Source organism: Lacticaseibacillus jixianensis, from assembly GCF_003946485.1.
Taxonomy (GTDB): domain Bacteria; phylum Bacillota; class Bacilli; order Lactobacillales; family Lactobacillaceae; genus Lacticaseibacillus; species Lacticaseibacillus jixianensis.
Genome location: NZ_RHOJ01000011.1, coordinates 35,619 through 53,775, shown reverse-complemented (window position 1 = coordinate 53,775; position 18,157 = coordinate 35,619). Strand labels below are relative to the sequence as shown.

Annotated in this window: 21 protein-coding genes; 13 read left to right on the top strand and 8 right to left on the bottom strand. The window is 58.6% G+C overall.

The features are described 5' to 3' along the window. Window positions 1-82 precede the first annotated feature (82 nt). The 5 genes from EKM85_RS06030 to EKM85_RS06010 all read left to right on the top strand — a co-directional run bounded on the left by EKM85_RS06030 (window position 83) and on the right by EKM85_RS06010 (window position 4,423). Entirely contained in the window at window positions 83-583 is a 501-nt protein-coding gene (locus EKM85_RS06030; RefSeq protein ID WP_125585376.1) for a TetR/AcrR family transcriptional regulator, read from the top strand. A 314-nt stretch (window positions 584-897) separates the two neighbouring features. Next, window positions 898-1,953 (top strand): ABC transporter permease, encoded by a 1,056-nt coding sequence (locus tag EKM85_RS06025; protein ID WP_125585375.1) that lies wholly within the window; start codon window positions 898-900, stop codon window positions 1,951-1,953. A 2-nt stretch (window positions 1,954-1,955) separates the two neighbouring features. Further along, window positions 1,956-2,630 carry an ABC transporter ATP-binding protein gene (locus EKM85_RS06020; protein ID WP_125585374.1) on the top strand — a complete coding sequence of 225 codons (675 nt, stop codon included), beginning with the start codon at window positions 1,956-1,958 and terminating at the stop codon, window positions 2,628-2,630. A gap of 104 nt (window positions 2,631-2,734) precedes the next feature. Further along, a complete protein-coding gene (locus EKM85_RS06015; RefSeq protein WP_125585373.1) occupies window positions 2,735-2,983 on the top strand; it encodes a hypothetical protein in 249 nt (82 codons plus the stop codon). Between the two features lie 840 nt (window positions 2,984-3,823). Further along, a complete protein-coding gene (locus EKM85_RS06010) occupies window positions 3,824-4,423 on the top strand; it encodes a DUF805 domain-containing protein (protein ID WP_164510685.1) in 600 nt (199 codons plus the stop codon). A gap of 119 nt (window positions 4,424-4,542) precedes the next feature. Here EKM85_RS06010 and EKM85_RS06005 read toward each other — a convergent pair whose 3' ends face one another. From EKM85_RS06005 to EKM85_RS05975, 7 genes are all read right to left on the bottom strand, one after another. Next, window positions 4,543-5,484, bottom strand: a complete 942-nt coding sequence (locus EKM85_RS06005) for a metal ABC transporter solute-binding protein, Zn/Mn family (protein ID WP_125585371.1) — start codon at window positions 5,482-5,484, stop codon at window positions 4,543-4,545. Further along, on the bottom strand, window positions 5,485-6,384 hold the full coding sequence (locus EKM85_RS06000; protein ID WP_125585370.1) for a metal ABC transporter permease: 900 nt from the start codon (window positions 6,382-6,384) through the stop codon (window positions 5,485-5,487). Further along, window positions 6,381-7,121, bottom strand: coding sequence for a metal ABC transporter ATP-binding protein (locus tag EKM85_RS05995; RefSeq protein WP_125585369.1), 741 nt, complete (start codon window positions 7,119-7,121; stop codon window positions 6,381-6,383). Before EKM85_RS05995 ends, EKM85_RS06000 begins: the two co-directional genes overlap by 4 nt. Before the next feature lie 137 nt (window positions 7,122-7,258). Further along, the gene (locus EKM85_RS05990) at window positions 7,259-7,567 is read right to left on the bottom strand and encodes an ArsR/SmtB family transcription factor (RefSeq protein ID WP_379881995.1); all 309 of its coding nucleotides are present in this window, start codon (window positions 7,565-7,567) and stop codon (window positions 7,259-7,261) included. A gap of 12 nt (window positions 7,568-7,579) precedes the next feature. Beyond that, window positions 7,580-8,152: a cadmium resistance transporter gene (locus tag EKM85_RS05985; RefSeq protein WP_125585367.1), complete on the bottom strand. Its 573-nt coding sequence runs from the start codon at window positions 8,150-8,152 to the stop codon at window positions 7,580-7,582. A 99-nt stretch (window positions 8,153-8,251) separates the two neighbouring features. Beyond that, window positions 8,252-8,689: a universal stress protein gene (locus tag EKM85_RS05980; RefSeq protein ID WP_125585366.1), complete on the bottom strand. Its 438-nt coding sequence runs from the start codon at window positions 8,687-8,689 to the stop codon at window positions 8,252-8,254. Then, window positions 8,689-10,341, bottom strand: coding sequence for an Nramp family divalent metal transporter (locus tag EKM85_RS05975; protein WP_125585365.1), 1,653 nt, complete (start codon window positions 10,339-10,341; stop codon window positions 8,689-8,691). Before EKM85_RS05975 ends, EKM85_RS05980 begins: the two co-directional genes overlap by 1 nt. A gap of 428 nt (window positions 10,342-10,769) precedes the next feature. On the opposite strand from EKM85_RS05975, the gene EKM85_RS05970 reads away from it, so the two are divergent. From EKM85_RS05970 to EKM85_RS11455, 3 genes are all read left to right on the top strand, one after another. After that, on the top strand, window positions 10,770-11,438 hold the full coding sequence (locus EKM85_RS05970) for a VIT1/CCC1 transporter family protein (RefSeq protein WP_125585364.1): 669 nt from the start codon (window positions 10,770-10,772) through the stop codon (window positions 11,436-11,438). A gap of 13 nt (window positions 11,439-11,451) precedes the next feature. Beyond that, window positions 11,452-12,153: a VIT1/CCC1 transporter family protein gene (locus tag EKM85_RS05965; protein ID WP_379882000.1), complete on the top strand. Its 702-nt coding sequence runs from the start codon at window positions 11,452-11,454 to the stop codon at window positions 12,151-12,153. A gap of 97 nt (window positions 12,154-12,250) precedes the next feature. Continuing rightward, on the top strand, window positions 12,251-12,391 hold the full coding sequence (locus EKM85_RS11455; protein WP_164510683.1) for a hypothetical protein: 141 nt from the start codon (window positions 12,251-12,253) through the stop codon (window positions 12,389-12,391). Window positions 12,392-12,576: 185 nt separating this feature from the next. On the opposite strand, the gene EKM85_RS05960 is transcribed toward EKM85_RS11455, so the two are convergent. Beyond that, complete coding sequence (locus EKM85_RS05960; protein ID WP_125585363.1) at window positions 12,577-13,035, bottom strand: NUDIX hydrolase; 459 nt, start codon at window positions 13,033-13,035, stop codon at window positions 12,577-12,579. A gap of 283 nt (window positions 13,036-13,318) precedes the next feature. Here EKM85_RS05960 and EKM85_RS05955 point away from each other — a divergent pair, with 283 nt between their 5' ends. From EKM85_RS05955 to EKM85_RS05935, 5 genes are all read left to right on the top strand, one after another. Next, window positions 13,319-14,602, top strand: a complete 1,284-nt coding sequence (locus EKM85_RS05955) for an ABC transporter substrate-binding protein (protein WP_125585362.1) — start codon at window positions 13,319-13,321, stop codon at window positions 14,600-14,602. Window positions 14,603-14,838: 236 nt separating this feature from the next. Continuing rightward, complete coding sequence (locus EKM85_RS05950) at window positions 14,839-15,777, top strand: 2-dehydropantoate 2-reductase (RefSeq protein WP_125585361.1); 939 nt, start codon at window positions 14,839-14,841, stop codon at window positions 15,775-15,777. 145 nt (window positions 15,778-15,922) lie between these two features. Next, a complete protein-coding gene (locus tag EKM85_RS05945; RefSeq protein WP_125585360.1) occupies window positions 15,923-16,630 on the top strand; it encodes an AzlC family ABC transporter permease in 708 nt (235 codons plus the stop codon). Continuing rightward, entirely contained in the window at window positions 16,623-16,952 is a 330-nt protein-coding gene (locus EKM85_RS05940; RefSeq protein WP_125585359.1) for an AzlD domain-containing protein, read from the top strand. Before EKM85_RS05945 ends, EKM85_RS05940 begins: the two co-directional genes overlap by 8 nt. A gap of 172 nt (window positions 16,953-17,124) precedes the next feature. Next, the gene (locus EKM85_RS05935) at window positions 17,125-18,156 is read left to right on the top strand and encodes a Gfo/Idh/MocA family oxidoreductase (RefSeq protein ID WP_125585358.1); all 1,032 of its coding nucleotides are present in this window, start codon (window positions 17,125-17,127) and stop codon (window positions 18,154-18,156) included. Window position 18,157 lies beyond the last annotated feature (1 nt).

Sequence of the window (18,157 nt, the reverse complement as noted above, 5' to 3'; positions counted from 1 at the left end):
CACTGTGTCACCGACGCGTATACTGATCAACATCGACAAGCGGTGACACGGCGTCACCATAGCGGAAAGCGAGGACTAACCCTTGGTATTACCCACTTTTGAACATTTAGATGAAGACAAGCAGGCGCGCATCCGCCAGGCGCTGCTGAATGAATTTTCCCATTACCCGCTGGCAGACGCCCAGGTGGCGCGGATCGTGAAGGATGCCGGCATCGCCCGCGGCGCGTTTTACAAGTACTTCACCGACCTGACCGATGCGTATCAGTACCTGTTCGGCATCGCGATGGGGGTGATCCACCGGGGGATGCCCAAGCGGCCGACTACCGGCAACGTGGACGAGTACATCGCAGCGCTGCGCCAGTTTGTTGAAACTACCAGCCAGTGCGAGTACCACGAACTGATCCAGCAGCATTTTCGCTACAACGAAGGCTACTTGGGTGAGACGCCCACGCAACTCAGCCCTGGTGGCGCGGCCAAGCAGTGGGCGTTCACGGTGCTGTACCACCAAACCGTGAAGGACATTATTCTGGCGCCGGCAACCGCCGAGGCGCGAATCGCGCAGCTGCGCGCCGCCTTGACCTAGGCTGGCTGTCCCCCTAAATGCGCGAACCCGCCGCACCTTGTAATCGGGCGTCGGCTTGGCAACGCCCGAGCATCTAGCTACGCTCCCACCCTCGTCGGCAAAATACGCCGACAATGGTGGAAGCTAGGCTAGCTGTCGGGCTAAGTGCGCCAAGCCTCTGCACCTTCATAATCGGGCTTTGGGTTCGCAACGGGGGAGCATCCAGCTACGGTCAAGCCCTCGCCGGCAAAAAACGCCGGCAATGCCTTGACCTAGGCTGGCTGTCCCCCTAAATGCGCGAACCCGCCGCACCTTAAATTAAAGGAGATTAACTCATGTTTTTAGCCCTAAAAGAAATCAAAAAGGAAAAACTCCGCTCGGGGTTGATCGTCTTCATGATCACCCTGATCGGTTACCTGATCCTCATTCTCACCAGCCTGGCGCTCGGCCTGGCCCAGCAGAATACGGATGCTATTTACAGTTGGGACGCCGCCCGCATTACGCTGAACGCGGATGCGAACACCGATATGCGTCAGTCGTTTTTGAGCAGCAAGCAGATCGGCCCGCTGTCCAAGAACGAGGCCGTGATCGGCGAAACCAGCGTGGTCGCCAAGGCGAAGGGCCAAAAGCAGCAGTCCGCCGTGTTTCTCGGGCTGAAGGCGAGCCAGTACATCGCCAAGGACCTGAAGCTGACGGCCGGACGCAACGTGAAGAAGGCCACCGAAGTCGTGGTCGATACCGCGTTTAAGACCGCCGGTTACAAGCTGGGTGACAAGCTGACCCTCAATGATGATAAGCAAAAATATACGATCGTGGGCTTCACCGCGAAGGCCAAGTTGAACATTGCCCCGATCGTCTACGGCCGGCTGGCAACGTGGCGGCGCCTGCGCGGGATCGTAGCCGGGCCAGTGGCATCGGCCATCATTTCCAAGGACGCCAAGTACCAAAACACCCGTAGCGGCGTGAAGACCTACAAGACGCAGCAGGTCATCGAGAAGCTGCCAGGTTACTCGGCCCAAAACGCGACCTTCGTTTTGATGATCGGGTTCCTGATGGTCATTTCGCTGATCATCATCGCGGTGTTCCTGTACATTCTGACGATGCAAAAGCTGCCGAACTACGCCGTGCTGCGCGCGCAGGGGATCCCCAGCCGCGTTCTGGTGGGCGCCACGGTGGCGCAGTCGCTGCTGTTGGTACTCAGTGGCATGATCATCGCGGCGGGGCTTACGGCGCTGACCGCGCTGGCGATGCCGGCGGCGGTGCCGATGGCATTCGACATCCCGATTCTGGCGGCCGTCGGGGCGGGGCTGCTCGTGATGGCGCTGCTCGGGAGTCTGATCCCAATCAAGTCGGTGCTGAGCGTTGATCCGGTTTCGGTCATTGGAGGTTAATCATGAGTTCATTTACAATCAAGCACGTGGATCAGATTTTTGGCAGTGGCACGGCGCAGGTTCAGGCGCTGCACGACGTGAATTTTGAGGCGGACGCGGGCACGCTCAGCCTGATCATGGGCCCGTCCGGATCGGGTAAAAGCACCTTTTTGACCATCGCCGGCGGCCTGCTGACCCCGACGGCCGGCACGGTGACGCTCAACGGCATCAGCTATACCGAACGGTCGAAAAAAGAACGCGACGCCCTGCGCCTGGACGCGATCGGCTTTGTTTTACAGGCGTACCACTTGCTGCCGTACCTCACCGTGGCCGACCAGTTCCGGCTGGTCGACAAGGTCAAACCCAGCGGCAACCTGTCGCCGGAAGCACTTGAAGACGTCCTGCAAACGCTGGGGATCCAGGCGCTGACCAACAAGTATCCGGGCGAGTTGTCCGGCGGCCAGCAGCAGCGTGTGGCAATCGCGCGGGCGCTTTATCCAGACCCCGCTATCATTCTGGCAGACGAGCCCACAGCGGCCCTGGACAGCGCACGGGTGGCAGTCGTGGGGGCGCTGTTTAAGACGCTGGCGACCAAGCACAACAAGGCCGTCGTCATCGTCACCCATGATCTGCGCCTGCGCGAGTTTGCCGACCGCACGTACCAGATGGAAGACGGCCGCCTAAGCGAGGCGAGCTAAGCCATTTTTTGGGCCAGGCCGAGCAGAATTCTCGCAATTGTCCCCCTAAATGCGGTATCCTAGACGTGGATGAAGCGCTTTCATTCGGAGAGGGAGCGAGCCAAATGGAGTTTAAGGTAAAGCTGATGGTCAGCAAGAATCCAGTCTTGTTTTGGTGGGATGATGGCCTGAAGACCGACACCCCGGCGGCACTCGAATACCTGCGCGAGGTCGCCCCGATCACGACCGTGCGATTCCCCACGCCTGTCGGCAGGCGCGGGTTTGACCTAAGCGATTGCGAGGAGACGTTCAATGGCCTGTTATCAATGGGAGCCAACGTGTTGATCGCCCCGCGGCCAAAGGAACTGCAGTAGCACAAGACCCGGCCTTCCCGAAAATGGGGGGCCGGGCTTTTTGTCAGGGTGCGGAGACTTGGCGGTCTTAGCCCGACGCCTAGCCTAGCTCAGGGGATTGCCGCTGGGCTTTGGCGGCGAGGCCGTGAGCGTAGCTAGGCGCTCGGGCGCTGCCAAGTCGCAGCCCAACTAGTCAGGGTGCGGAGACTTGGCGGTCTTAGCCCGACGCTTAGCCTAGCCATCGGCATTGCCGCTGAACTTTAGCGGCGATGCAGGTGGCGTTGATCAGCCTGTGTGAGCAAAGCGAACTTCAGGCTGACATGCGTAGCTGCTAGGCGCTCGGGCGTTGGCGACTCGCAGCCCAACTAGTCAGGGTGCGAAGACTTGGCGGTCTTAGCCCGACGCTTAGCCTAGCCATCGGCATTGCCGCTGAACTTTAGCGGCGATGCAGGTGGCGTTGATCAGCCTGTGTGAGCAAAGCGAACTTCAGGCTGACATGCGTAGCTGCTAGGCGCTCGGGCGTTGGCGACTCGCAGCCCAACTAGTCAGGGTGCGAAGACTTGGCGGTCTTAGCCCGACGCTTAGCCTAGCCATCGGCATTGCCGCTGAACTTTAGCGGCGATGCAGGTGGCGTAGCAGAGCGCTCGGGCGTTGCCAAGTCGCAGCCCAACTAGGCCGCGCAAGCTAACAGCGGCGTTAATTTCGGTCCTACTGTCAAAAATACGCACAATAGCCTTTAAAAATACTTCAGAAAGCGATATACACACGAACGAATGTTCAATATTGGGATAAAATATATTGTGATAAGCGCTTTTGCGTGCTATGTTTAGCTCATCACAACTAGAAAAGGGGCTAGGGAAAATGGCAATCAAGTCTAATCGCGCCGAACAAATCGCTGCCCATAACAAGTACTACCGGGCGACCGGTCTGACGACGATCAAGGCGTTTTTTGGTAACTACGTGAACTTCAAGGGGCGGTCCACGCGGAGCGAGTACTGGTGGATCATGCTGTTTGAGACGATTTTGTCGATCCTTGCGATGATTGCCTTTATCGCGGCACTGGTCGGGACCATTGCCGGCAGCGCCAAGGTGCCGGATCCCGCGAAGCTGTTTGCTCACCTCGGGGTCGGGATGCTGATTTTTCTGCTGGTGGTCTTCGTGTGCTGCCTGGCCGTCCTTCTGCCGGGCCTCGGCCTGACGGTGCGGCGTTACCGTGATGGCGGGATCCCCTGGTGGATTTTCCCGATCCAACTGATCGTCTACACCGCGGCGGAGTTGTTGAAAAGAGGCTCAACTGCCCAAAGCCTGCTCGAGTGGGTGGTGCTGCTGTCCATGATCATCCTGGCTGTGTTGCCGTCCAAGCCGCTGCCGGTCTCACCCGATGACCTTCAGGCGGACGACGGGCTCGATTCGCGCATTGACCCGAGCGTGTTTGCGGCCAAAGACGACGATCAGAAGTAACTGGCCTGAGTCTGTTGGGTGAAAGTCAAGCGCAGCTAACCGTCAGCCCTTTGATCGACGTTGCCGAACGCTGGTGCGACGGAACGTATTAAAAAAGCGGCCAAATTTTGGCCGCTTTTTTACGTCTTGTTCAGACCTGCGTGGATCTTCTCGATGTTCCATTTCATCATGGTGTAGTAAGTGTCACCGGGCTGGCCGGCCTTGGCCAGCGAGTCGGTGAACAGTTTGGAATGGATCGGCAGGCCGGTGTCTTGCGCGATCTTATTCATCGACTTGGGCGACACCGAGGTTTCGACAAACAGGCTGCGGACGTCACGCTGTTCAATTTTGGTCAGCACCGCGCGCATCTGCTCCGGCGTGCCCTGGGCCTCGGAGTTCAGCTCCCAAATGTAGGCGGGCGTGAGGCCATAGGCGGCGCCGAAGTACTTGAACGCGCCTTCCGAGGTGATCAGGATCCGCCTGCGTTTGGGCAGGTCCTGAAACTGCGTCTGCGCGGTTTGATGCAGGCGGGCCAGGCGCTTGGTGTAGGCCGCCGCGTTTTGCTGGTAGAATTGCGCGTTTTTCGGGTCCTTTTCCCGCAGGACGCGGGCGATGGTGCGGACATACTGAATCCCGTTGGCCAGGTCGAGCCAAGCGTGCGGATCCTCTTCTTTAGGATTGGCCGTTAAGTGGCGCGGCTGGACGCCGGCGCTGGCGGCGAAGACGTCCTGGCCGAAGCGCTTGCCTGCGGTTGTGACCAGCTTGGTGAACCAGCCGCTGCCGCCTGTTTCGAGGTGAAGGCCGTTGTGAAAAAGCACGTCTGCCTCCACCGCCGCCGCCACGTCGGTCGGCCGCGGCTCGTATTCATGGGGGTCGGTGCCGCGGGCGACGATCGAGTAGACTTGCACGCGGCCTTGGCCGACCTGGTTCACCATGTCCTCCAGGATCGAGTTCGTGGTCACCACCTGCAGCTTGCCGCTTTGCGCATCGGCTTGCGGGCGGTCAGCGCGGCCGTTCAAGAACGTGGCGACGCCGGCGATCATGGCGAGGACCCCAAGCAGCGTGAGTAAGAAGCGCCTCATTTAAAGCACCTCCTGGTCGGCCAGCCCTGGGCCCGCCTTTTGCGGCCGGGGCCGGGTGACGCGCATTTTTAACCGCACGAAGCCCTGCTTGGGGGCCAGCACGAAGGACAGCAGGAACAAGAGCGCAGCCACCAGCACGATCGCCGGCCCGGACGCCCAGTTGAAGGTGTAGCTGAGGTACAGGCCAACGGTGGCAGAGACCGCGCCGATCGCGGCGGACAGCCCCAGCATTACCGGCAGCCGGTTCGTCCAGAGAAACGCGGTGGCGGCCGGCGTGATCAGCATGGCGACCACCAAGATGATGCCGACGGTTTGCAGTGCGGAGACAGTGACCAGGGTCAGCACCAGCATCAGGCTGTAGTGGATGACTTGGACCTTCAGCCCGTAAGTCTGCGCGAACACCGGGTCAAACGAGGTGATCTGCAGCTCTTTGTAGAATGTCACCACAAACAGCAGCACCAGCCCGAGCACGATGGCGGTCGTCATGATGTCGCCGTCCGCCACGGCGAGGATGTTCCCGAACAGAATGTGATTCAGGTTCACCGCACTGCCCGCCGCGGCGATCAGGATGAAGCCCAGCGCGTAAAAGGCGGAGAACACGATCCCGATCGAGGTGTCGGTTTTGAGCTTGCTGTGGGTTGAGACAAAGCCGATCAGTAGTGCGGCGAGGATGCCGAACACTGACGCGCCAATCAGCAGGTTGATGCCGAGCATGTAGGCGATGGCGACCCCTGGCAGGACCGCGTGGGAAATCGCGTCACCCATCAGCGACATCCCGCGGAGGATGATGAACGCCCCGATGATGCCGGACATAATGCCGACCATGATGGCGGCCAGCAGCGCGCTTTGGAGGAAGCCGTAGCGGCCCAGCGCCGTGATGAATTCGGTAATGGTCGTCATTGCGCCACCTCCTGACGGTCGAACAGGACAGCCGACAGGTCCGGGGAAAAGGCGCGCGTGATGTTGGCTGCGGTGTACACCTGGGCCACTGGCCCGTAGTCGATGATGCCGTGGTTCATCACGACCAGGTCATCGAAGTACTGGAAGACCTTGTTCAAGTCGTGGTGCACGATGATGATGGTTTTGCCGGCGCGCTGCCACTGCTTCAGAATCGCCATGATGGTAGTTTCGCTTTGCAGGTCGATGCCGACGAACGGCTCGTCAAGGATGATGAGGTCAGCGTCCTGCACGATCGCGCGGGCGACGAACACCCGCTGGAGCTGGCCGCCGGACAGGTTGCCGATTTGGCGCTGGGCAAACGCACCCAGCTGAACTTGTTCAAGGGCGGCCTTGGCTCGGGCTTTTTCCTCGCGCCCGGGATGGTTGAACAGGCCGAGGCGTGCGTAGGTGCCGGTCAGCACAACGTCGAAGGCGCTGATGGGAAACGTCAGGTCAAGGTCCTTGCGCTGCTCGACGTACGCGATGCGGCGCTTAAAGTCACTGAGCGGGCGATCGTTGAACGTGGCCGTGCCGTGTTGTTTTTTGATCAGGCCGAGCGCGGCCTTGATCAGCGTTGATTTTCCTGCACCATTGGGACCGATGATGCCAGTGATTTTGCCCGCGTCGAAGGTGACGGTCGCATCAGTGAACACTGGTGTGGCATCGTAAGCAACGGTGAGGTCCGTGACTTGAAGCATGGAACCCCTCCTTGTTTTAGGCGTGGCTAAACTTTTCTCACCTTCAGCATATCAGGTGGGGTGAATTTGCGCAACCAAAAGACGCCGGGCCAGCCCAAGATTAAGGGCTGGCCCGGCGCGTCTGGTGCAACGTTACATTACATTTTAACTGGGCGGTGCGCAATTTCGTGCGACACATGCGCCAGCGTGGCATCGACGACGGTCAGCACGTGCGGATCGTCGAGCACGTAGAAGACGTGCCGGCCGACGCGGCGCCGGGAGACCAGCTGGTAGCGATACAGCATTGCCAGCTGGTGTGAGACCTGCGGCTGATTGATGCCGAGACCGTCGACGATCGTGGTGACGTCGGCCTCGTTATTTTCCAAAAAATACAGGATACGGATGCGGGATTCGTTGCTGAGGACCTTGAAGATGCGCACGGTCTCCGCAAGCCGCTGCTCGTTCATTACGGTCATCTCCTAAATGAGAGATAACAAGTGGGAGACTAAACCGCTGTCCCAAAAGACCCACAGACCGATTGCCGCGTAGCAAAGCCGCATCAGGGTTTCGCCGTGTGCTTTCATGACGGTGGTGACTGCCGGCAGCCGCCCAATTTGATTGATCAACAAGACGACGGCAACGGCAAGCATGGCGATGAACCCGAGCGTCCCGCCAAAGTGGGCAACGGATTCACCGGCCAGCACGGGCAGGAAGAGCGACAGGTTGCAACCGGCACAGACGGCCAGGTAGGTCAGAAACACCGAAAGAACGGCTGAGTGGTGGCGCTGGTCCCGATTCGAGTCGTGGTCCGAACGCAGCGCCATGTAAAGCGGCAATGCGCCCAGCACCCCGAGGAGCCATTCCGGCAAGAACCAGGCCAGCGTTTTGCCCACCGCAAAGCTCAGGGTCATCAGCACGCTCACCCCCAGCACGTAGCCGAGGATCACCGCGTTGCGTGAGTATTGCTTTAATAGGAACAACAGCATGAAAAAGAAATCGAGGTTCACGCTGAGAAAGGTCAGTGTGAGGAGCCAGTAGTTCAATTGAGCCATCTCCAGCTTGTTATATGTCTACGGTTGCATATGTTATCTAAAAACAAAGCCCGTCATTTCCCGGGCAATATTTAGGTGCGTCAATTCAGGCGCGCATGGCTACTCGCGCACGACCAGCACGGAGCACGGGGCGTACTTTGCCATGTAGGCGGCCTGTGAACCAAAGTGCCGCGCGAGCCCCCGCTTGGCCGCGGCCCCGATCACGAGCAGATCCGGTTGGTACTTGGGGATCAGGGTTTTGACGATGGTCTCCCCGGCGTCGCCTTCACCAATTACGGCCCGGACGTCGTTAATGCCAGCTTTTTCGGCGAGCTGGACGTATTCGGAGAGGTGCTGCTCGAGGTCCTGGCGCTCGCCATGCACGTAGTCCTTTGACAGGGCTTCGTAAACGTTCATTTCATCGCTCTCCATGATCGTGGTGATCACCAGGCTGGCGCCGTCGACGCGGGCGCGGTGGATCGCGTACTGAAAGGCAGCAAGGGCGTCTTGGGAGTCATCGACGCCGACTAGAATTTTGTGAAAATCATCTTGTGCCATTAGCGCTTTTCCTCCTTATTCCGCTTGTCTTCGGCCGTTTCAGCAGCCCGTTCCTGCTTGACCATTTCAGCGGTGGACTGACCGGACGCGATCAACTCGTCGCGGGCCATCCCAGAGGCGATCAGCTCCTGGTTGCCTTTGTACATATCATACAGGCACCATGCCAGTAGCAGCATGATCAGGACGATGGCGACGTAAGCGCCAATGTGCGCTTCGTTTTCCATACTTGGGCTGACGAAACCCGCGAAGGCGTCAGGCAGGTTCAGCATGTTCAGGAAGGTCAGGCCGATGACGGAGACCCAGCCGCACACCTTGACCCAGGTGGAGTTTTTGAACCGCTTGCCCATCTCGGCCTTGGAGTCGGTCATGAGCAGCAGTGGCAGCATGGAGAATGGCAACGCGAAGGCTAAGAAGACCTGAGAATTATTCATTAGATCGTTCAGAGCTTCGTGCTCCGCCACTGGCGGCAGGTTTCGCGTCATCCAGACGCAGACCAGCACTGGGATCACGGAGATCAGCCGGGTGACCAGGCGACGAGCCCACAGCGGCATGCGCATGTGGATGTAGCCTTCCATGATGACCTGGCCGGTTAACGTGCCGGTGATGGTCGAGTTTTGACCAGAGGCGAGCAGGGCGACCGCAAACAGGACGGACAGCGCCCCGGACTTGGCGACGGCGATCAAAATGCCGTTGGACAGCACGGATGTATCAGACAGCGCCTGGTACAGGCCGAAGAAGGAAGGATCCTTCACCGCGCCGCTCTTGAAGACCGCGACCCCCATGATCAGCAGCAAGGAGTTGACCACAAAGGCGACAGACAGCTGGATGTTGGAATCCCACTGGCTGAAGCGGACGGACTGAGCGACTTGCGCTTCATCGTCATGGTCGATTTTCCGGGTCTGGGAAATCGCGGAGTGCAGGTACAGGTTGTGGGGCATGACCGTCGCCCCAATGATGCCCAGCGCCCCGGACAGCGGCGTCATGCCGTTGACGGTTGGGTGGGCAGCAATGGTGCCAGCTGATGGCACCAGGCCCTTGAGGACGCCAAGCCAATCAGGGTTACTCAGCGCGACCTGATAGGCGAAGACGAACAGAATGACCATGATCAGTGCGACCACGATGGCTTCGATTTTCCGAAAACCAATGCGGGTCAGGAGCAATAATAGCAGAACATCAAATACGGTAATAAACACATCGATGACCAGCGGAATGCCGAAGAGCAGGTACAGCGCGATCGCCGCCCCGATGACTTCTGCGATATCGGTCGCCATGATGGCCAGCTCGGTCATGATCCAGAGGACGATGCCGAGTGATTTGCTGGTGCGGGCCCGAATCGCCTGGGCCAAGTCCATTTGCGTCACAATGCCAAGTTTAGCAGCCATGTTTTGCAGCAACATCGCAATTAAACTTGAAATTAAGATGATGGACATCAGGAGGTAGCCGAAGTTTTGCCCGCCGGTGATACTGGTTGACCAGTTACCTGGATCCATGTAACCGACGGCGACCAAAGCCCCGGGACCTGAATAAGCCAGTAATGTACGCCAGAAGCCTTTGCCTTTGGGTACTTCGACGGTGCCGTTGATCTCCTGAAGCGAGGGCCCATTGGCGTATTCAATGAGCTTGCGCTTTTTGGGTTGAACGTCTTCTTTCATTTTTCCCCAATCCTTTCTGAAAACACAATCAGTATACCCCTGGACTTTTCGGTGTAAAGGCTTTTGTTAGCCTAACCTAACAAAAGCGTTGTCAGGACGTATGCAGATATGCGTTATATTCCCATAACGCCGGGGTTAAAAGGCGTTCGGAAATATTTGCGGGACCTAATAAAAAAATATTACCAGGAAAAACAGGCGGCCAAGCAAAATAAAGGACACACACCAAGAAATGAAAAAAGGTCACTTAAGGCCAATATATGGGCATTTAAGCCATAAATGAAAAGCTGGCGACGATGAGGCAATTCACTTTGCCCCTAATTAATTTAGGCAGTCCAAACAAAATGGGGAGACATCCTTTACAATGCGAGCAAGCAGCCCTAGACTACATTTGAAAGCAATTAGAATAGTTATCAACGCGGGGTGGAAAGATGAAGCTAGCAGAGAAAGTCAACGTCATGCGGGCCAGCGTGATGGGCGCCAACGACGGGATCTTGTCGGTGGCAGGGATCGTGATCGGGGTGGCCGGCGCCACGGCCAACAATTACGCCATCCTGATTTCCGGCCTGTCGGGGATGCTGGCGGGCACGGTGTCCATGGCGATGGGCGAGTACGTCTCGGTGAACGCCGAACGTGACGGACAAAAGCGGGCCATCACCGAAGAAAGCCGCGCACTTGATGACGACTTTCAAGGCGAGTTCGCGTTCATCCAGCAGAAGTACATGCACACAGGCATTTCGGCTGACTTAGCGCGGCAGGCGACGCACGAAATGCTGAGCCGTGATCCGCTGAACATTGCGGTGCGGGAGCGCTACGGTTTTGATTCCGGCGAGACGACCAGTGCCGTTGCGGCCGCGCTGGCCTCGATGATCTCGTTTCCCACCGGGTCGATCCTGCCGCTGGTAGCGATCACCGTGTTTCCCCCGGCCATCAAGGTCCTGGCAACTGCCATTGCGGTGGTGATCTCTTTGACCATCACCGGCTACATTGCCGCCGCTTTGGGTAAAGCAAACCGCTGGAAGGCGGCGCTGCGCAACGTGGTGGCCGGTGTTTTGACCATGGCGGTGACCTACCTGATCGGCTCACTCTTCGCACATTAAGGAAGCGACCTGCATGATGAAAGCGCTGAATAAACCAAAGACAAAAGAAAAACAGACCATGGCCGAGCGGGCGAACACCCTGCGGGCCGGGGTCCTGGGTGCTAATGACGGGATCCTGACGGTGGTCGGGGTGCTGTTTTCGGTGGCCGCGGCGACCACCAACCAGTTCACCATTTTCATCGCGGGACTGTCGGACCTGCTCGCGTGTGCCTTCTCGATGGCATCGGGGGAGTACGCCTCGGTCTCTTCGCAAAAGGACACCGAAAAGGCGGTCGTGGCCGAGGAGTCAGCACTGCTGCAGAGCGACCCGGCAGGCGAGCGGCAGGCCGTTGTCGACTATTACGTGGCGCGCGGCGTCACGACGGCCACGGCCGGCGAGATTGCCGATCAGCTGCTGGCGGAGGACGCACTGGGCACGGTCATCCGCGTCAAGTACTCCCTGAAGAAGGATCACTACATGAACCCGTGGTACGCCGCCCTTGCGTCACTGGTGTCGGCGGCGTCCGGCGGGATTTTTCCCCTGTTCGCCATGACGGTCGCCCCGGTGGCGTGGCAGTGGCCGGCCACCATCCTGGCGGTCATCTTGTCCGTCTCCCTGACCGGTTATCTGTCCGCCAAACTCGGGGAAGGCATCGTCAAAAACGCCATGATCCGCAACGTCATTGTCGGCATCGTGACGATGATCATTCACTATGGCATTGGTCAGCTCATGTAGACTGTCTCATTTCCCGGGTGATGCGGGCCAAGGCCCCGGGAGAATGTTTGTTGACCCGAAATTTGGCACAAGGACCCTGAAGAAGGGAGCGAGACTGATGGCAGATGCAAGTGCGACGCCCATCATTGATGCGGCGACCCAAATGCAGCTGCGTGACCAGGCCGAGTGTGAGCGCATGATCAATGCGTTCATCACTGAGAACCTGCTCACGCTGAGCAACTTGTCCCATTTGGCGTAGCTGGGCCGAAATGGTTACACGGTGACAAAAACAGGCTGGGACATAATTGCCCTAGTCGCGTTCCACAAAGCAACGCCCAGACACGCAAACGCCCCTGCACCGCGATTCGAAATGCATGAATCGTGATGCAGGGACGCTTGCGTTTTGGGCTAAAACCGCTTTGTGTCTCAGCCTGTTGCGTTTAGTCAGCAGTTTGCGGCGGCGTAAGCGATCATGTCGGCGTTTTGCTGATTGAGCAGCGGCGGCAGGGCGGCCAGCGGCCAGTACTTGACCTCGGTGGTCTCGTTGACGTCGGCCTCGGCGAAACTGCCACCGGTGGCCTTGACTAAATAGAGCATGGCGATGGTCTGGCAGACGTCGCCGTTGGGATAGACGGTCTCGCCCTGATCGAAGCACTTCAGCTCCCGGACGATCGCGACGTCCAGACCACTGTCTTCCTTATACTCGCGGACGAGGGTTTTGGCGTAGGTCTCGCCGTACTCCATGTAGCCACCAGGCAGACTCCACGTGCCGTTATCGGTGCGGTGGTTGAGCAGGATTTCGCGCTTGTCGTTCAGCAGGATCCCGGCCGCACAGTTGAGGATGAGCGGCATGTGGCCAACTTTGGCGCGGATGGCTTTGATGTATCCATAGGTTTCTGGCATGAAGCGCCTCCTTTGTTCTTTCTAGCATACACGGATTCGGGGACACCGGCACGCGAAAAAATCGCGCACCAGGGGACGCGGCGTCAAGCCGTGGGCTGAGGTGAACGCGCTTTCAGTAATTGATTCGGCAGTTTGTGGTTGATTTTCAGTGGAAAGCGCCAGTGAGTGGGCCGACCGGTCAGGAAAATTGCATGAATCGAGCCATTTTGCTTTCAATTGGGAATGAAAATCGGCATAATAGCTAGTGACAAGACACCATATTTTTCTTATTGGAGGAACAGACATGACTAAACGCATGAGCCGCGTGCTCGCGTTAGCATTAGGCGCACTATTAACAGTAGGGCTGGTCGGCTGCGGTAAGAGCAGCAGTCAGTCCAAGACGGCACCGGTTAAGATCACTTACTGGCACCGCATGACTGGGGCCTGGAACAAGGCCCAGCAGAAGACGATCGATGACTTTAACAAGAGTCAGAGCAAGTACAAGGTCGTGGCGACAAGCCAGGGGAGCTACGACGCGCTGCAACAGAAGCTGATGGCCGCGGCGAAGAGCAAGACCCTGCCAGTGATCGCGCAGGCGCCGACCACCAACATCGGCGATTACGTCAAAAATGACTTCCTGATCCCGTGGGATGCGCAGATGTTGCACGGCCAAAACAAGCTGTCCGCCGCGCAGCTCAGCGACATTTACCCGAGCTTCCTAAAGGCCGGCGAGTACCAGGGCAAGTATTACGGCCTGCCGTACTCGGAATCCACGCAGGTGCTTTTTTACAACGAGACGCTGATGAAGAAGTACCACCTCAGCATGCCGAAGACCTGGGATGATATTGAAAAAATGGGCCCGGCACTGAAAAAGGACAAGCTGGCGGTACTGGCCATGGACCAGTCCTACGACGTTCAGCTCGAAGGGATGGCGATGCAGGCCGGCCACAAGCTGATCACCGCTGATGGCAAGGCCAACCTCAACGCGCCGACTACCCTCGCTGCGGTCGACAAGATCCTCAGCCTGCGCAAGGCGGGCTACGTGAAGACCGCGGGCACCGACTACTACTTCACCGTGGCGTTCGGCCAGCAAAAGGCCGTGTTCGGCATTGGCAGCTCCAGCTCCATCGGCTCTGTTCAAGCGCCAAAGGGCATGAAGTGGGGGACTGCGACCGTGCCGAGCTTCGCCAACGATTCCGTGGCCGAGCCGCTGAACGGGAACGACAACGTCCTGTTTAAGGGCGCAACCAAGGCGCAGCAGCAGGGCGCTTGGGCGTTCCAGAAGTTCCTGCTGAAAAAGCAGAACGCTGCTTACTGGGCCAAGAAGTCTGGCTACGTGCCGGTCACCAAGAGCGCGACCAACTCTGCGACCTACCAGAACTACCTGAAGGCCAACCCGACGTTCAAGGCCGCCGTTGATGCCTCCGACACCGCGTTTGCCTCGACCGTCTTTGCCGGCTACGGCGACTACCGCAACGACCTGATGGACACGGTCGACAGTACCATCACCAAGGGCACTGCCGGCAAGACTGCGTTTGACGCCTTGCAGAAGAAGACCGAGGCCATTTTGAAAGAGAACCAGAACTAGCTTCATCGCAAATCGATCGAGGCTGCGACACAAAGCGGTCTTAGCCCCAAACGCAGGCGTCCCTGCATCACGATTCGTGTATTTCGAATCGCAGTGCAGGGGCGTTTGCGTGTCTGGGCGTTGCTGGGACGCGGCTAGGGCAATTACGTCTCGGCCTGGATTTTTTGCCTTGAGGGGGGAGGGTTACGCGTTTTCCCTTCAGCGCGGTAAAATGAACAGTGAAAGAAGATGTTGATATGAAGATCACAGTACTGGGCGTCGGCGGTATGGGCAGCCGGTTCGGCATCATGTTGCATAAGGCGGGGAACGACGTCACGCTGGTCGACGGCTGGCAGGCCAACGTCGACGCGATTCGCAAGGACGGCATCCAGGCGGAGTTCAACGGCAAGCAGGTCGCGGAAAAAATGCCGGTGTACACGCCGGCTGAAATCGACAAAAGTGGCATTAAGGCGGACCTGATCGTCGTCTTCCTGAAATCCAATCAGCTGGAAGGCATGTTTGAGCAGGTTCGGGCGCTGATTCACCCGGATACCTACGTGCTGTGCCTGCTGAATGGTATCGGCCACGAGGACGTGCTGGAAAAGTTCGTCGCCAAGGACCACCTGATCCTCGGTATCACCATGTGGACCGCCGGCATGACCGGTCCTGGTCACGTGGTGCTGGTTGGTGATGGCGAAGTCGAGCTGCAGAACTTTGAGCCAGCTGGCAAGGACTTTGCGCTTCAGGTCGTCGATGTCTTCAAGGCCGCGGGCTTGAACCCGAAGTACAGTGACAACGTGAAGTACTCAATTTGGCGTAAGGCCTGCGTCAACGGCACCCTGAACGTCCTGTGTGCGCTGCTGGATTGCAACATCGGCGAGTTCGGCAAGACCCGCGAGGCACCTGACCTGTTGCACACCATCATTGGTGAGTTCGCGGCAGTCGCCAAACACGAAGGCGTCGACTTGGATCAAGCCGAGGTTTACGATCACGTCGCAGCAACCTTCACCGCCGACATCGCGGACCACTACCCGTCCATGCACCAAGACCTCGTGCAGCACCACCGGGTGACCGAAGTCGACTTCATCGACGGGGCCGTTGCACGCAAGGGCGAGAAGTACGGCATCGCCACGCCTTACTGCACGCTGCTGACCCAGCTGGTCCACGCTAAGGAGCAGTTGGTCGGGGCAAAGTAGCACTTACTATAGTATTAAGACAAGAGCGCCGGCCGATCACCGGCGTTTTTGTTTCACGTGGAACGGCCGACTTTTTTTCTTGATTCTCCGGCCGGGATTGGTACACTGGTTCTAATTAGTTTTTAATGGTCTGGGGGCGAAGGCGGTGACAGGTGACTTATCTTTTCGGGCGGGGTTGAAGGACGTCTTGCCCACGGTGTTCGGCTACATCGGAGTCGGCCTGGCGTTCGGCGTGGTGGCGCACACGGCCGGCATTGCATGGTGGCTGGTGGCGCTGATGTCGCTGATCGTGTACGGCGGGTCGGTGCAGTTCGTGCTGGCGACGATGCTGGCGGCGGCCAGTCCCATCAGTGCGATGCTGGTATCCGCCATTTTGATCAATTCGCGCATGAGCCTGATGAGCATGACGGTCGCACCGTACATTAAAGAGGAGTCGCTGCTGCAGAACATCATGATCGGGACGCTGCTGACCGACGAGACCTTTGCGCTATCGATGAACAAGGTGAACTACACCGACCACAAGCTGAAGCCGGCGTGGTTTCATGCGGCCAACGTGGGGGCGTATTTGGTGTGGATGCTGGCGACGGTGGCGGGGGCGCTGCTTGGCGGGCTGATCGCCAACTCAAACGCGTTCGGCCTGGATTTTGCCGCGGTGGCGATGTTCATTGGGCTTTTGTACCTGCAGATGATCGGCGACCGCAGCAAGCCCCTGGGGCGCCAGGCGCAGGTGGTGGTGATCGTCATCGCCATGATGTACGTCCTGATGCGCTTTTTCCCGGGGGCGACGGCGATGCTGATCGCGACTATTCTTGGCTGTCTGATCGGAATGGGGGTGGAACGCACGCATGGCTAATTCTTATGTGCTGATGACGATCCTGGCGTGCGGCTTTGCCCTGTGGCTGCTCAAGGTCGTGCCGCTGATCCTGGCTAAGGCCTTCCGCTTCCCGCGGCCGCTGGTGCAGTTCCTGTCGTTTGTGCCGATCGCGATTTTTGCCGCGATCATTGCTGAGAACCTGTTCGTCTACCACCCGGGCGCCTGGCCGGGGATCAACTGGGAGAACCTGCTGGCCGCGGTGCCGGCCGTGATCACCGCCGTCGTGTCCAAGAGTCTGCTGGCGGTCGTCATCGTCGGCGTGGTCGCGATGGCGCTGATCCGGCTGCTTGGCTGGGGCTGAGGCGGATGAAAAAGCCTGCGCCCACTGCTTGGCTGGGGCTGGCCTGATTTGAAAAGACTGAACCCGCGCCTTGGCGGGCTCAGTCTTTTTGGCATCCGGTGCGGGTTCGTTTTGTATTTCGGCCGCCGTTCGGCTACAGTTAACCTGAACGATTCCATTGGAGGTAATCACAATGATCACAATGGCTTATATTGGCAACGGTAAGGCGACCAACCGCTACCACCTCCCGTTTTCGCGGCAGGTGAAGGACATCACGGTGAAGACGATTTACGCCCGCCACGACGACTCGCCGTGGGCCAAGCTGCCGGACGTGCACTACACGACCGACATCAATGACATTTGGAATGATCCGGCGATCCAGCTGGTCGCGATCACCACGCCGCCGCAGGCCCATTTTGAACTGGCCAAGGCCGCGCTGGACCACGGCAAGAACGTGCTGCTGGAAAAACCATTCACGGCGACGGCGCACGAGGCCCACGAGCTGTTCGAGTACGCGAAGGCCAAGGGACTTTTGCTAGAGGGCTACCAGAACCGGCGCTTTGACTCGGATTTTCTCACGGTACAGCAGGTGATCGCCTCCGGCAAGCTGGGCAAGGTCTACGAAGTGGAAGACAACTTCGATTACTACCGCGCGCAGACCCCGACGCAAAGCACTGAGTACTCGCGCTTTGGCAGCTTCCTGTACGGGCATGCCGTGCACACGATGGACCAGGTGCTCTCCTACTGGGGCACGCCGACGACCGTTGACTACGATGTCCGCCAGCTGCTGGGGCCCGGCCACATGAACGACTACTTTGACATCGCGATGCACTACCCGGACAGCCTGAAGGTGTCGGTCAAGTCGAGCTTCTTCCGCCTCAACTACCGGCCGTCGTTTGTGGTGTACGGCACCCGCGGCCGCTTTTTGAAGCAGGAGACCGACCAGCAAGAAGCCATGATGAAGCGGTTCTACATGCCCGGGCCAGATCATCCGGACTTCGGCGTCGACACGCCGGACCAGTACGGCACGCTGTCTTACCTCGACGATGCGGGCCAGTACCACGAGGAGAAGGTCGTCTCTGCAGTGGGCGGCTACCAGAAGTTCTACGAGGCGCTGGTCGAGACGCTGGAACACGGCGCACCGCAGCTGGTCACCCCCAAGCAGACCATCACGCTGATGGCGCTGCTGGAGCAGGGCGCCGAGCAGCTGGAAGCTAATCTATGAG